The organism is Streptomyces sp. NPDC042364, assembly GCF_056437585.1.
Window position 1 is genome coordinate 19,489 of the sequence record NZ_JBWKAJ010000033.1, and the last position, 14,308, is coordinate 33,796.

The window sequence follows — 14,308 nt, forward strand, 5'->3', positions numbered from 1 at the left end:
CACCGTCAGTCCGGGCATGGGGTTCATGGGTTGCGTAACCCGGCCGAGGTCGTCGGCCACCTCGGAGCCGGCGACAGGACCGGGATCATCGACGGCACCGTGATCCGGGTCCCGCCGGCCCGCCGCCACGCACAAGCCCGTCAGTTCGGTGCGGGATCGCCGGGCAGGGTGAGCACGGCGGTGGTGCCGCCGCCCGGTGTCCCTTCGAGTCGGAGGCTGCCGCCGTGGGCTGCGGCGACGCGCTGGCAGGTGGCCAGTCCGATACCGGAGCCCTCGACGCGCTGGTCCAGCCGGGTGAACATCTCCATCACACGCTGACGGTCCCGAGCTGGGATGCCGCGTCCGTTGTCGATGACAGCGATCTCCGTACCCGGCCGGTTCGTATCGGCGGTGATGGCGATCTGGCAGCGTCGCTCGGGATGGCGGAACTTGAGGGCGTTGCTGACCAGGTTCTGCAGGAGCACGCGCAGCTGGGTCGGGTCGGCGACCACGATGGGCAGGCTTTCGACGGTGACGCGCGCGCGGTACGTGCGAATGGGGCCGTCGAGGTCCTCGATGACGGCGTGTGCGAGGGCGTTCAGGTCAACCGGTTCGAGGTGGAGATGTCCGCCCGCACCGGCCAGGGCGAGCACGTCCTCGATCATCGCGCGCATGCGGTTCGCGGATCTGACGACCCGTTGGGCGCAGAACGAGGCGTCCGGGTCGTTGGCGATCGCCGGGATGTCGTACAGGTTGGCGGCGTGACCCAGGATGCCGGTCAGCGGGTTCTTCAGGTCGTGGCTGACCTGCCCGGCGAACTGCTGCAGGGCGTGGTTCGAGCGTTGCAGCTCCGCGCGTGCTTCGTCCGCGGCCTGCAGGGCCTGACGCAGCAGCCGCTGGTGACGGTGCAAATCGAGGACGTCGACGACCATGCGGGCCAGCTTGTCCAGTGCGTCGCGTTGGGGGGTGGTCAGTCGGCGCACCCGGGTGTCGAAGACGCAGAGGGTGCCGAGGACCGGTCCTTCCGGAGTGCGAAGCTGGGATGCGGCGTAGAAGCGGATGTCGCCAAGGGCGCCGCTGACGTAGGGGTTGTCGGCGAAGCGCGGGTCCAGGCTGGCGTCCGGGACGCACACCGGGGCCGGTTCGACGATGGTGACCGCGCACATGGAGTCGCTGCGGGCGCACTGCGCCGGTTCGAAGCCGATGGCGGCGACCAGGTTGGCGTGCTCGGCGGAGATGATGTTGATCACCGCGTGCGGGACATCGCAGGTGTAGGCGGCAAGGTCAACGATCGACGCCAGGTCCGGCGGGGCCGGCGCCGTCAGGATGCCGTACCGCTCAAGGAGACGCAGGCGCTCGGGCTCATCAGCAGTCACCGGGAACGATGCTGTGCCCATGGTGGTCGCTCCTTCTTGCCCGGTGGATGTCGGAAGATCGTTCCCCGTGCGAGGCTCGTAGCGACCGTGTCCACCCGCGGATCACCCGACGGGCCGACCACGAGCGTGTTCGGCGTGGTGAGGGCGGACGAGTTCCTTGGCACGGCCTGCCACTCGACGTACTCGCTCTCGCAGCCCCTGCGCCCGTCGAAGGCGTCGCCCATGTCGTCCGGGCGTTCACGCCGATCGGTCCAGGACGAAACCACGGGAGTGGGGGACGGGGCCGGTTTCACGGCGGGCCGGAGCGAGGCCGGAGCGGGTAGCCGCCCTTAGACGCCGTTTCATTTGGTGAAGCGACGGTGACGGATGAGGGCTGCGGCTATGCCGATGAAGGCGAGGAAGTGTTCGGCCTTGCGCTCGTAACGGCGGTGCAGACGACGGCAGCCGGCGAGCCAGGACACGGTTCTCTCGACGACCCAGCGGTGTCGGCCGAGCCGCTTTGAGGACTCGATGCCCTTGCGTGCGATGCGGTGGCGGATGCCGCGTTTGCGGAGCCATCGGCGCAGGTGGTCGTAGTCGTAGCCCTTGTCCGCGTGCAGCTTCGCCGGCCTTCGTCGCCGTGGGCCGCGGCGGGACCGGATGGGTGGGATCCCGCGTACGAGCGGCTCAAGGCCGAGGCTGTCATGCATGTTGGCGCCCGAGATACCCAGCGAGATCGGCAGTCCGTTCCGGACGGTGATCAGGTGGATTTTCGATCCCGGCTTGCCGCGGTCGGTCGGATTCGGTCCGGTCAGTGGCCCCCTTTTGCGGCCCTCAGGCTGACCGAGTCGATCGCGCACCGCGACCAGTCCAGCTCGCCCCGAGCGCCGAGCTCGTCGAGGATGACGCGGTGGAGCCGAGCCCAGACTCGGTCCCGACTCCACTGGGCGAAACGCCGGTAGACGGTGGGCCAGGCCGGCCCGAACACCGGCGGAAGCTGCCGCCACGTGCAGCCCGAGGTGGCCACGAAGATAATCGCTGCCAGACATTCACGGTCACCCGCCCGCCGTCTCCCGCCGCCTTGCGGGCGTATGACCTCCGTCGACGGGACCACCCGCCGGAACAGCGTCCACAACTCGTCCGGCACCAACCGCTCCACCAGATCAGTCATGCACGGCTCAACGAGTGATCACGCCATTAGAAACGGTGTCTTAGGTTCTGTCCGGCGGATCATGTGACTTTCTGGTCGCTCGTTGGTCGGGTCATGGGTCGGGGGGATCTGACGAATCGCGAGTGGTTGCTGCTGGAGCCGCGTCTGCCGCCTCCAGGTGGCCGAGGCGGCCGGTGGAGCGATCACCGCACGGTGCTCAACGGGATCCTGTTCCGGATACGTAGCGGTGTCCCGTGGCGTGATCTGCCGGAACGCTACGGCTCCTGGAAAACCGTCTACGAGCGGCATCGTCGCTGGTCGGCGGACGGTACCTGGGACCGGACCCTGCAGGCGGTCCAGGCCGACGCCGACCTTGCCGGGCGGATCGACTGGGGCATGATCGGCGTCGACTTCGACGTCCTGCCGGTCCCACCAGCACGCGGCTGGCGCCCGCACGGCCAAGCCGCGGATCCCGAAAAAAGAACGACGCCCCGGTACCACCGCCCCGACGAGGGACTCGGTCGTCTGCGACGGGGAACTGAGCCCCAGCCAGCAGGTCCATCTTGAGGACGTCGTACGCGTCAAGGTCGTGGACCGTACCGCGCTGATCCTGGACATCTTCGCTCAGCACGCCAAGTCCCGCGAGGGCAAGGCTCAGGTGGCACTGGCCCAGATGCAGTACATGCTCCCCAGGCTGCGTGGATGGGGTCAGTCGATGTCCCGGCAGATGGGCGGCAGGGGCCGGGGGCGGCATGGCGACCCGCGAACCCGGCGAGACGAAGATCGAGACCGACCGGCGGCAGATTCACGAGCGGATGGCCAAACTCCGCCGGGGGATCGCCCAGTTGAAGACCGGACGGGACATCAAGCGCGACGAGCGGCGGCGCAACAAGGTGCAGTCGGTCGCCCTCGCGGGGTACACGAACGCCGGCGAGTCCTCCTTGCTGAACCGGCTCACCGGCGCCGGAGTGCTGGTGGAGAACGCGCTGTTCGCCACTCTGGACACGACGGTGCGCCGCGCGGAGACCCCGAGCGGCCGCACCTACACCATCGCCGACACCGTCGGTTTCGTACGGCACCTTCCGCACCACCTCGTCGAGGCGTTCCGCTCCACGATCGAAGAGGTGGCGGACGCGGACCTGGTGCTGCACGTGGTGGACGGCTCGCACCCGGAACCGGAGGCGCAACTCGCCCCCGTCCGGGAGGTCCTGGCGGACGTCGGCGCGGGCGGGATCAGGGAGGTCGTGGTCGTCAACAAGGCAGACGCCGCCGACGGACGTGCTCTTCCGCCTGTGGAGGCGGAACCAGGCTCGATACCGTCTCCGCGCGCACCGGAGACGGTATCGAGGCCCTGCGGGACCTTGTCGACGCCCTTCTGCCGCACCCCGAGGTGGAGATCGAGGCCATGTCCCCTACACCCAGGGCAGTTTGGTCGCGCAGGCCACCAGGAGGGCGAGGTGCTGTCGGCCGAGCACACCGAGCAAGGGACCCTGCTCAAGGCGAAGGTGGGGCCGGAACTGGCGTCCGTGCTACGGGCCTACCCCCACCCTGTGCTCCGGCCAGACCGGTTGCCGGTGCAGCCTCGTACCGCCTACGCTGACGGCATGGGTTCCCTGTGATCGGTACGTGTGGTCCGCGAAGGCGTGGGACGTCGAGCCTGGCTCCGTCACCGCGCCCCGCCGTGCACCCCTGAGGAAACAACCGCACCGCGATCCTTCGCCATGTGGTATTCCCACCGAACGGATCCCCTCCCGACGGTCTGCTGTGTGCGCGGCGACATCACTCAACCCAGTGACGATCAGGAGGACTCCTGCGTGTCGACAGCGCAACTCGCCCTGCATGACATCACCAAGCGTTACCAGGACCACGTCGTACTCGACCGGATCGGCGTCACGATCAAGCCGGGCGAGAAGGTAGGTGTCATCGGGGACAACGGATCCGGCAAGTCCACGCTGATCAAACTCATCGCCGGGCAGGAACAGCCCGACAACGGTGCGCTCACCGTGGTCGCGCCCGGTGGAGTCGGCTATCTGGCCCAGACACTGGAGCTGCCGCTGGACGCCACGGTCCAGGACGCCGTCGATCTGGCCTTGGCCGACCTGCGGGAACTCGAGGAGGGCATGCGCCGGGCCGAGGCCGAGCTGGCCGAAAGGCCGCACCAGGAAGAGCAGGTTACCGAACTCGCCACCCTCCTGGAGGGCTACGCCGTGCTGGTGGACCGGTACCAGGCCCGGGGCGGCTACGAGGCCGACTCCCGGGTGGAGATCGCGCTGCACGGACTCGGGCTGCCCAGGCTGGACCGCGGCCGGAAGCTGGGCACCCTTTCCGGCGGCGAGCGGTCGCGTCTCGCCCTGGCCGCGACTCTGGCCTCGGAACCTGAATTGCTGCTGCTGGACGAGCCGACCAACGACCTGGACGACCGGGCCGTGGGCTGGCTGGAGGAACACCTGCGGAGCCACAAGGGCACCGTCGTCGCAGTCACACACGACCGGCTGTTCCTCGACCGGCTCACGACCACGATCCTGGAGGTCGACTCCGGCACGGTGGCGCGCTACGGCAACGGCTACGAGGGCTATCTGGCGGCCAAGGCGGCCGAACGACAGCGTCGGCTGCTGGAGTACGAGCAGTGGCGCGCCGAACTGGACCGCAGTCGCGAGCTGATCACGTCCAACGTGGCACGGTTGGACGCCATCCCGCGCAAGCTGCCCTTCGCCGTCTTCGGCGCCGGGCAGTTCCGGATGCGTGGGCGGGGCCACGGCGCGATGGTGCGGATCCGCAACGCCAAGGAACGGGTCGCACGGCTGACCGAGAACCCCGTCGCGCCGCCGCCCGAACCGCTCACCTTCACCGCGGAGATCACCACCGAGGCCGCGAAACCGGAGGAGACGGTGGCCGAACTCACCGGCGTACGGGTGGGCGACCGGCTCGGCATCGACTCCCTGCGCCTTGGGCCCGGTGAACGGCTGCTGATCACCGGCCCCAACGGGGCTGGCAAGACGACGCTGCTGCGGGTGCTCTCCGGGGAGCTGACACCCGACAGCGGATCGGTGCGGGTGTCGGGCCGGGTCGGGCATCTGAGGCAGGAACAGGCCTCATGGCCAACGAGGATGACAGTGCTTCAGGCCTTCAGCAGTGGACGGGTTGGCGACATCGACGAGCACACCGAGGCGCTGCTCTCGGTCGGGCTGTTCAGCCCGGACGACCTGCGGCAGCGGGTGGAGGAGCTGTCGTACGGGCAGCGACGCCGCATCGAACTGGCCCGGCTGGTGACCGAGCCGGTGGACCTGCTGCTGCTGGACGAGCCAACCAACCACCTCTCGCCCGCGCTCGTCGAGGAACTGGAGGAGGCGCTGACCGGCTATCAGGGCACGGTGGTCGTCGTCACCCACGACCGGCGGATGCGATCCCGCTTCAACGGCGCCCACCTGACGCTGAGTGACGGGCTCGTGGCCGAGTTCACCTCCGCCTGATCGCTGGGTGCCATACGGACGGAGGGACGGCCGACGGGGTCCGTTCCTCCGACCGATCAGAGGCGGACGGGTAGGGTTTTCGGGGCGCCGACAGCTGTCGTCGGCTGCAAACGGCGAGGGTCACGTCCGACGACGTGCGGCGGGGTCGCGTCCTCGACGTGTCGGGCGACCGAGTCGACTCCGGGGCGGGGGTATCGCTCAAGGGAGCGGACGGAGGCGTGGCGGGAGTGGGTTATGCCCTGTCCGACGGATCATGTGACTGCCTCGGATTCGAGTCGTTGGCATGTTCATGGGGCAGGGAGATCTCCTCCTCTTCCGGCAGCGCACCGGGGTGCCGTGGGGGGATCTGCCTGCGCGTTTCGGCAAGTGGAAGACCGTGTCTGAGCGACACAGGCGCTGGCCGGCGGACGGCACGTGGGACACGGTTTTCGCGGCCGTCCTGGCCGACGCTGACGAGGAAGGCCGTATCGACTGGTCCATGGTGAGTGTGTACTCCACCTCCTGCCGGCCCACCAGCATGCCGCCGGAGCGCGCGGGAGACCCCCGCGAGTGCCGGGAAAAGACGCACGCCCCGGCAGCACCGGCCCGATGAGGGGCTCGGGCGATCCCGGGGCGGTCTCACCTGCAAGATTCATCTCGCCGGAGAGGGCGGGCGCCGTCCGCTGGCCCTGCTGATCACTGCGGGCCAGTGGGGCGATGCCCCACAGCTCATCCCCGTCATGGAACGTATCCGTGTTGTCCGCCTCGACGGCGGGCGTCCCCGCACCCGCCCGGATCATCTCGGCGGTGACAAGGCGTACTCCTCGCGCCGTAACCGCCGCTACCTGCGCCGACGGCAGATCAAGCACACCATCCCCGAACCGGGCAACCAGCGGACCAACCGAAAGCGTCGCGGCGGCCGACCGGCTTCGACAAGACGATCTACAAGCGAAGGAATGAAGTTGAGCGGACGATCAACGCCCTCAAGCACTTCCGGGCCGTAGCCCCGAGGTTCGACAAGCGTGGCTATGTCTTCCAGGGCACCGTGACTGTCGTAGCGATCCGGCTCTGGCTTCGGGGGTAGATCCATTATCCCCATGTGGGGAGGTGCCTGTCACCGTTCTCCGGAATGATCTTTACACCTGCTTTGCGCCTTTAGGCTTGCGGGCAACGGGCACAACGCAGGAATCCAACCTGGGAGTTGAGGGTGGCGCACGATGTTGCCGCGCTGGCCGTGGAGCTCGCGAACATGGCTGCAGCCGATCACCAGTCCGCAGTCCGCGCGAACAGCGATGACCCTGCCGAGCAGCTGGCCTGGCGGCGGCTGACCGCCCGGCACGGTGACCGGCTGGGCGAGATCATGGACGAATACGGCTGGCCGACGGCAGAACTGGTTGGTGAGGAGGCCGCACGCGCAGCATGGCTGATCGCCCAGCACGCCGACCGGCAACTCGATGTTCAGCGGCGCGCCCTCCATCTAATGCAGCAGGCGGTGTCGGCAGGCTCGGCCAGCCCGCGCGAGCTGGCCTTCCTGCACGACCGCACGCTGGTCAATGAGGGCTGCAAGCAGGTCTACGGCACTCAAATCGCCGGCGTGAAGGACGGGGTACCGATTCCGTGGCCCTGTGCAGAGCCCGAGCGCATGAACGAACTCCGCGCAGAAGTCGGGATCGAGCCCTTCGACGAGTACGTTGCCAAGTTCTCCCTGCCCTGACGCGCTGTTCCAAGTCGCGCGCTGCGGATCACTGCCCGAGGCTCGCCGCCGCAGGCAATGATCCGCCGGACAGGACCTAGCACGGTCTGGGGTCCGGTAGCGCCGCGACCCGACCGCAACTGATCTCTCCTTACGTAACACGAGTGAATCAGCTGGATTCGCGGCTCGCCGCTGGTGCGAGTTTCGTACGGTCTGTGCACGGATCCGGCGGCCGTGGGGGGAGGCCCTGACGGCGGCTACCGGTTGAAGGGGCACCTGCATGGTGAGGTTGGGAGAGTCTCCGGACGCGCTCAGGGTCCGGACGAGCCGATGCGGTCGGCACAGCGCGTGTATCCGGGGCGAGGCGGGTGTGGCGTGTCCCGCCGGAGCAGTGCCGACTGCCTCGCGCCAAGGCCGGGCGGGAGACTGATGGCACAGATGATGTTGTCCCTCGGACCGTCCTTCGGCTGCTGGGTATTGGCCCTCTCCTTGTTGTTGCGAGTCCGGGGCGCGCCTGGGCGGGTGCGCACGCGTCTGCTGCTGGTGGCGGGTTCCGCGGCCGCCGGGGGCGTCTATCGGGCCTCCGTTGCCGCGCTGTCGGCCCGACCGGCACGGGCCCCGGGGGCATGGGGGTTGGCCGGTTCGGCGGTGGTCACCGGAGTGACCATCACGGTCGGGCTGGGAATGGCGGGTCTGTTGGTCGCCGCCGATGCCGGTACGGGCTGGCGGGCGTGGCTGCGGCGCGTGCTTGATGGGGCTGTCATGGCCGGGGCCGGATTCATGGCGGCATGGGTGCTCCTCGGCGGGGCCGGTGACGGCTGGCGGCCGGAGACGGGAATGCTCGGCGTCCTTTGGACCTCGGAAGTCGTGTTCCTCGGATTTCTGCTCGCCCTGCGACGTCTCGTGCAGGGGGACCATCAGGCCACCGTGTGGTCAGCGATCGTTGGAGTGTTCGTCATGTTGATCGGCGACACCCTGCGTCTGCTGAGGGTCGGTTCACAGGGGCACGAAGCGATGTCTTCCCAACTGGCCGACGTCTGCGGCACCGCAGGGCTGCTGATCGTCGCCGTCGGCCCTTGGGTCCCCGGCGGGTCCAGCGTGCTGGGCGCTTGTCGGCCGACGCTGCGATCGGGAATGGAAGGTGCCGCGGCGTTCATTCCACTCACCGTCTGCACGGTCACAGCATTGGGATACGCGTTGGCGCCTTCTGCCAGCGACCCGGTACCCCTGTTGGCCGGCGGGATGGCACTGCTGGGGCTTTGGGCACGCCGGATCTGCCTGCCGAGCGAGAACACGGTCAAGGACGGCCGAGCAGCGCGGTGCTGCCGAAGGGTCACGAACCGGGACGGGCGATCGATCTGCGACTGTGCTGCCGAACTGTGACGAGGAGGACTCTGGGAGTTCGCGCCGACGCGGCGTCCAGCCGGTAGGTGCCGGGGCCGTTGAACGACAGGACGGGAAGGTCGTCGTCCAGACCGTCCATCATGGCGCGGACCATGAGTTCACCAGAGGCGGAGTGCGCGGAGATCTCCACGACTTCCTGCCAGTCACCGCCGTCAGGCGCGGGGAGCAATGCTCAAGACCTGTGGGTCAGCCTCGGGTTGGACGAAGGGCGCCTCGGCCCGGTGAAGAATGACAGTGACGTCGACATCACCGGTGTGGAATCCGGTCATGACGACGATGACCCCATCGACCACTCACAGCAGTCCGTCGAGCTCGCGGACCGGTTCAGGTCCGCTCGGCCCGTCCTCGTCGCTGATGTCGAACCGGTGGTAGTGAACCGGAACGCTTTCCCGACCCCGTCCTGCCTCGTCACTCATCCGTCACTCATCTCTCGCTCCTCTGCCGGGCACCATCCTCGTTTCGTCCCTCGGCGCCAGTGAGCCTCGAAGTCGGTGGCTCGTCTGCGAGAGAGGCGAGACAGGCGTTCGTCCCTGGCGAAGACGCTCGTGATGCACAGCTGTTGCTGCCAGGGTTCGCTCATGAATACGACACCAGACGGACGGCCTGTCCCACCCGCCCATGCACACGAGCGGGCCATGCTGGAAGCATGGCTGGACTTTCATCGCGCGACTCTCGCCCTGAAGTGCTCGGGCCTGAAAGACGATCAATTACGGCTTGCCCCAGTGTCATCCTCGTCGATGACCTTGCTCGGTCTCGTTCAGCACTTGGCTGAGGTGGAGCGCATCTGGTTCCAGCGTGTATTCGCAGGCCAGGACGTGCCGCCGGTCTTCGGAGAGGGCAACCTCGACGGGTTTGCCCTTCAACCGGACCGAGGGCTCGACGAGGCGATGGCCACGTGGCAGGCGGAGGTCGTCCGAGGCCGCGAGCTGATCGCCGACGCATCGCTGGACGACTCCGGCCGCCTGTCCGAACAGGAAGCGGTTCACGTCGGAGATCAGGGAGTCTCCCTGCGCTGGATCATGGTGCACATGATCGAGGAATACGCCCGTCACAACGGTCATGCCGACCTCATCCGCGAGCAGGTCGACGGAACTACCGGCGCATGAAAGGTGCTTGCGCGGTCGAAGAGACCGCGCAGGCACCCGCCTCTCCTCCCGGCTCCTCCTCCCGGCCGGCGGCGGGCCTGCCCAGCCCGGGGCGGCCCGAGCCCATCATGCCGTCGTGAACTGAACTTCCCCTTCCCCGCAGAGACATCGGACGAACACACTGCACGTATGCAGAGGGCGAGAAGGCGAACCGCGGCTTACATGGCAGCATTGATCCTGCTGGCCACCGCAGGCTGCTCCGGGAGCCGCGAACCGGACGTCCCACACAGCCGGGTGGCCACCCTTCACCTGGACAAGCCGGTGGGCCTGGCGGACGAGCCGGTACGCACTCGGATCGGTGGGCTTGCCTCCGGCGAGGAGATCACCGTCACGGCACGCGCCACCGACGCCGACGGCATGACCTGGACGGGGCGCGCCGTCTTCAACGCCGACGAGAAGGGCGTCGTGGATCTGGATCATGCCGAGCCCAAGGCCGGAACTTATCGGGGAGCCGACGGCATGGGCCTGTTCTGGTCCATGACCCCCGCCAAGAACGATCCCGACAAGAGCTGGTTCCGCCCGAACGACCCGCGAAAGGCGTCCTCCTACCAGGTACACCTCGCGGTCCAAGCAGGAAACCGCACCATCGCGGAGCGACAAGTCACCCGCACCTGGGCTGTTGGCGGAGTGCGCCGCAAGGAGCTCACCGTGGCCCACGACAAGCTGCGCGGGCAGCTCTTCCTACCTCCCCCGCACGGGCCCCGGCGCGCGCCGGTCCTGCTCCTCGGCGGCTCGGAGGGCGGCCTCGGCCCCCCGCTCACCGCGACCCTGCTGGCCTCCCGCGGCCACCCCGCCCTAACCCTGTGCTACTTCGACTGCGAGGGACGGCCCAAGAACCTCGCCGCCATCTCTCTGGAGTACTTCGCCACCGCCGCCCGGCTTCTGCACAACCAGCCGCAGGCCGACGATCAGCGTCTCGTGGTGATCGGCGTTTCCCGCGGCTCCGAAGCAGCCCAGCTGATGGCCCAGTACTATCCGGACCTCGTCCGCGATGCCGTGGTCTACATGCCTAGCCGCAACACCAACCAAGCCTATTACCGCGACTGCTTCGGCTGCGGGCGAGGACAGGCCGCATGGACCAAGAACGGCAAGGGCCTGCAGCTCATCCCCATCCCGCTCGACCACGTACGAGGCACCGTGCTGGCCATCGCCGGCGGCGACGACCCGGTGTGGAGCTCGCTCCCGTCCGCCGAATCGATCGCACAGGAACGCAACGCGACCAGACACAAGCACCAGGCCCTGCTGTATCCGAAGGCCGGACACGACGTCGCGGACTTCCCCTACCTCCCCGGCGGCGGAGGCAGCCACCTGGGCGGAACCCGCACAGCGAACGCCCGAGCGAAGGCGGACAGCTGGCCACATGTGCTCCGACTCCTCGAACCATGATCTACAACTGTCGGCAGCCTCGCCGACGACATGAACGTCTTCGTCCAGCGCGGCCCGGCGGCAGCGGCGGCGCGCCGGTGCGCGCTGAAGGACTCGTGGGAGGCGATGGCGACGCTGTTCGATTCCACTTGCTCGGTCAGCACCCGGATGGGGCCGCCGGACGGCGTCGGCGCTGGTCGACGTTCCACTCCCTCGGCAGGTCCTCCTCACAGAAGACGCAGACGAAGTCCTCCTCACGCACGATGTTGAGCTGCTGGCAGGAGGAGCAGCGTCGGAACACCACCTCGTGAGTGAAACCTGTCGGGCGAACGATCCCGGCCCGGTCCAGAGCCTCGGCGACGGCCGGCCAGGAGCTGATGTCCGGGCAGTAGCCGGTCGACTGATTGCTGACCTCCTCGACCGCCCACCGCCCTGACACCTCGCGGAAGCTGATCTCGCCGGCGCCCAGGACCGCCTCGCCACCAGCGCACACCACGTGCTCACTGCGGCGCGGCGCGACACGCAGGACACCAGCCTGATCGACAACGAAGGTGAAGGGCTCGGCCAACTCCTCCACCGTCCGAGCGGACACCCACTCGTCGAAGTCCGCCGGCGAACGCATGCCGTGACCCTCGCCGTCCGGCCGGACCAGACTCCTCAATCCGGCCGGCCCGACATACCGATAGCTCCGCCCGCGCATGGTCATGCCCGCCAACCTAAGGGTTCTCCCGTAATCCCCGACGCATGAATACGTCGGAAGACACCGCACCCGCCGGGCCTCGGCACCCTCGAACGCGGGACCAGACAGCCCACCCAATTACCCACCCCCTGTCGCGGATATCGCCTGGACAGCGCTTCGATGACACCGCACCGCACCGCACCGCACCGCACCGGACAGGGCAGCCGACTGTCGGCAAGCGGCGGTAGCGGGGAGCAGGACCCCGCCACGGGACGGTTCGTCCGGCTACCGACGTCGGCGCTCTCCCGCTCGGACTGCGGCAACGACGCCGCGAAGCGGTACGTCGAGCACCGCGTCCGCGCCCATCGGGCCCTTCGCGCCCCGACGCCGCGCGAAGGGCCCGAGATCGACGACGATGTCCGCGCTGCGGTCGCAGGAGCTGGCGCGTGACGAGGAGGCCGGAGTGGCGAACCTTCGAGCGGAGGTCACGGCCCCGGTCCAGGGTCCGGGTGCACCGCCTCGGTGATTCCCGCGCGGGCCGCTTCGAGCTGTGCGGCGAACGCGATGCCGAGGAACAGCGCCACGCCGGTCAGGTTGGCCCACAGCAGCAGGGCGACGAAGGCCGTCAGCGGCCCGTACACCGCGCCGAAGGACCCGCTCTCGGCGACGTAGAGCGCCAGCAGCCACGTGGCCGCGACCCACAGGACCAGATGGACCGCCGAGCCGAACGCCAGCCAGGTGTAGCCCGGCTGGTCCCTGCGGGGGGACCAGCGGAAGATCACCGCCGAGCCGACCCAGGCGAGGGCCACGCCCAAAGGCACCTGGAGGACTCCCCACCAGTCGAGCCACGCCCGGGGCCGGCCGAAGGCCTCCACCACCGCGCTCCCGACGGCGTCCCCCGCGACGAGCACGAGAAACCCCAGCACCATCGGCATGCCCGCGGCGAGGGCGAGCAGCAGGGACCGCCCGTACTTGGCCGGGAACGGCCGGTCGCGCTCGATGCCGTAGATGCGGTTGGCGCCGCGCTCGACCTGGCCCATCGCCGAGGCCAGGTTGAGCAGGGCGAAGGCGAGCCCCAGCCACATCGCGACGGCGCTGCCGACGCCGGAACCGGCGCTGCGTTCCGCGGCGGCGAGGGCGTCCTCCACGAAGTGTGCGCTGGCGCCCGGCACGATCCGGCCGAGGGTGAGTTCGATGATCCGTCCCACGCTCTCCGTGTGCACCGTGGTGGCCACTCCGACCAGGGCGATGGTGAAGGGCACCATGCCCAGGACTGCTTGGAAGGCCAGCGACCGGGAGCTGCTGAAGCCGTCGCCGTAGCGGAACCGGGCGAAGGCGTCCAGGAGCAGCCGCCGGCCTCCGTAACGTCTGAGCGCGGTGAGCGCCTCGTCGCCGGAGAGCTCGTCCCCGATCATGTCCCGCGTCTGCGGGACGTGCACAGCGGTCCCCATCGAGAACGTCTTCTCCCTTCGGACGGACGGACGGTGGGTGGTGCCGGGGCTGCCGGTGCGCGGAAACAGAGCAGTGGGGGAGAGGGCGGGGGTGGCTTCCGCCTTGCCGGGTCGAGGACGGCGTCGGCGGCACCGACCATGGGGGCGTCAGGTGCGCCGACCGCCTCGGCACCCTGTCCGACGTGGCCGATACGCGAAGCAGACTGCGCATGATACCCAGTCAGGTGCGATGCCCGTGGTGGTCAGAAGGGCATGCGGCCGCGGGCGCGGCGGCCGGCCGAGCCACTGCGGCCCACTGCGCGGGAACCGCTGTGGAACGGCTTGCTGAAGAGCCTGCCCAGAACACCGGGCGCCTTGCCGCCGGCGCGCGCGCCGACGCCGAGCGAACGCTGGGTGCCGCGTTCGGGATGGCGCGAGATGCGGGGGACGAGAAACGCCAGCGCGGCCAGGACCACGCATACGGCTATGACGGCGGCGATCACCATGAGTCGGCTCCTTTGCGCCAGGGGATGGCACGGACCGGACCCGAGTGCCCCGCCGCGTCGCTCCTAAGAGTTCCGAACGAAAGTGGAGTCCGATCAGCTCGCGGCGTCTGGTGCGTGCGATCGCAAGGCGCCGGAAGCTCCTTGTAGCGGGGC

Annotated in this window: 10 protein-coding genes and 3 pseudogenes; 8 read left to right on the forward strand and 5 right to left on the reverse strand. The window is 68.8% G+C overall.

The genetic code is table 11. The annotated features are described in order from the left end of the window. Positions 1-140: 140 nt before the first annotated feature. The gene (locus tag AC067N_RS36970) at positions 141-1,376 is read right to left on the reverse strand and encodes a GAF domain-containing sensor histidine kinase (protein WP_478683338.1); all 1,236 of its coding nucleotides are present in this window, start codon (positions 1,374-1,376) and stop codon (positions 141-143) included. A 320-nt stretch (positions 1,377-1,696) separates the two neighbouring features. After that, a protein-coding gene (locus tag AC067N_RS36975) for an IS5 family transposase (protein WP_478683339.1) occupies positions 1,697-2,505 on the reverse strand; the annotation gives its coding sequence in 2 pieces (ribosomal slippage) (positions 1,697-2,155 and positions 2,158-2,505; 807 coding nt in all). Positions 2,506-2,598: 93 nt separating this feature from the next. On the opposite strand from AC067N_RS36975, the pseudogene AC067N_RS36980 reads away from it, so the two are divergent. The 8 genes and pseudogenes from AC067N_RS36980 to AC067N_RS37015 all read left to right on the forward strand — a co-directional run. After that, a pseudogene (locus AC067N_RS36980) lies at positions 2,599-3,021 on the forward strand (IS5 family transposase); the annotation flags it as partial. Continuing rightward, positions 2,999-4,103: pseudogene (gene hflX / locus AC067N_RS36985) on the forward strand (GTPase HflX); the annotation flags it as partial. The pseudogenes AC067N_RS36980 and hflX, both read left to right, overlap by 23 nt. A 195-nt stretch (positions 4,104-4,298) precedes the next feature. Next, complete coding sequence (gene car(A) / locus AC067N_RS36990) at positions 4,299-5,954, forward strand: ABC-F type ribosomal protection protein Car(A) (protein WP_478683340.1); 1,656 nt, start codon at positions 4,299-4,301, stop codon at positions 5,952-5,954. A gap of 307 nt (positions 5,955-6,261) precedes the next feature. Further along, positions 6,262-7,017: pseudogene (locus AC067N_RS36995) on the forward strand (IS5 family transposase); the annotation flags it as partial. Positions 7,018-7,140: 123 nt separating this feature from the next. Beyond that, entirely contained in the window at positions 7,141-7,647 is a 507-nt protein-coding gene (locus tag AC067N_RS37000) for a DUF6624 domain-containing protein (protein WP_478683341.1), read from the forward strand. A 408-nt stretch (positions 7,648-8,055) separates the two neighbouring features. Continuing rightward, positions 8,056-9,009, forward strand: a complete 954-nt coding sequence (locus tag AC067N_RS37005; protein ID WP_478683342.1) for a hypothetical protein — start codon at positions 8,056-8,058, stop codon at positions 9,007-9,009. A gap of 599 nt (positions 9,010-9,608) precedes the next feature. Then, positions 9,609-10,136, forward strand: a complete 528-nt coding sequence (locus tag AC067N_RS37010; RefSeq protein WP_478683343.1) for a DinB family protein — start codon at positions 9,609-9,611, stop codon at positions 10,134-10,136. A gap of 201 nt (positions 10,137-10,337) precedes the next feature. Further along, on the forward strand, positions 10,338-11,561 hold the full coding sequence (locus AC067N_RS37015; protein ID WP_478683344.1) for an acyl-CoA thioesterase/bile acid-CoA:amino acid N-acyltransferase family protein: 1,224 nt from the start codon (positions 10,338-10,340) through the stop codon (positions 11,559-11,561). A 136-nt stretch (positions 11,562-11,697) separates the two neighbouring features. Here the strand turns inward: AC067N_RS37015 and AC067N_RS37020 are convergent, their stop codons facing one another. The 3 genes from AC067N_RS37020 to AC067N_RS37030 all read right to left on the reverse strand — a co-directional run bounded on the left by AC067N_RS37020 (position 11,698) and on the right by AC067N_RS37030 (position 14,155). Continuing rightward, the gene (locus AC067N_RS37020; RefSeq protein ID WP_478683345.1) at positions 11,698-12,246 is read right to left on the reverse strand and encodes a hypothetical protein; all 549 of its coding nucleotides are present in this window, start codon (positions 12,244-12,246) and stop codon (positions 11,698-11,700) included. Positions 12,247-12,704: 458 nt separating this feature from the next. Then, positions 12,705-13,670 carry a YihY/virulence factor BrkB family protein gene (locus AC067N_RS37025; RefSeq protein ID WP_478683346.1) on the reverse strand — a complete coding sequence of 322 codons (966 nt, stop codon included), beginning with the start codon at positions 13,668-13,670 and terminating at the stop codon, positions 12,705-12,707. Between the two features lie 242 nt (positions 13,671-13,912). Beyond that, positions 13,913-14,155, reverse strand: coding sequence for a DUF6411 family protein (locus tag AC067N_RS37030; protein ID WP_478683347.1), 243 nt, complete (start codon positions 14,153-14,155; stop codon positions 13,913-13,915). Positions 14,156-14,308: the final 153 nt, after the last annotated feature.

What these genes read in the sequence shown, in the direction of transcription:
- AC067N_RS37020 (WP_478683345.1), bottom strand. Translation starts at nt 12,246, where the DNA reads ATGACCATGCGCGGGCGGAGCTATCGGTATGTCGGGCCGGCCGGATTG.
- AC067N_RS36970 (WP_478683338.1), bottom strand. Translation starts at nt 1,376, where the DNA reads ATGGGCACAGCATCGTTCCCGGTGACTGCTGATGAGCCCGAGCGCCTG.
- AC067N_RS37030 (WP_478683347.1), bottom strand. Translation starts at nt 14,155, where the DNA reads ATGGTGATCGCCGCCGTCATAGCCGTATGCGTGGTCCTGGCCGCGCTG.
- AC067N_RS37005 (WP_478683342.1), top strand. Translation starts at nt 8,056, where the DNA reads ATGGCACAGATGATGTTGTCCCTCGGACCGTCCTTCGGCTGCTGGGTA.
- AC067N_RS37010 (WP_478683343.1), top strand. Translation starts at nt 9,609, where the DNA reads ATGAATACGACACCAGACGGACGGCCTGTCCCACCCGCCCATGCACAC.
- AC067N_RS37015 (WP_478683344.1), top strand. Translation starts at nt 10,338, where the DNA reads ATGGCAGCATTGATCCTGCTGGCCACCGCAGGCTGCTCCGGGAGCCGC.
- AC067N_RS37025 (WP_478683346.1), bottom strand. Translation starts at nt 13,670, where the DNA reads ATGGGGACCGCTGTGCACGTCCCGCAGACGCGGGACATGATCGGGGAC.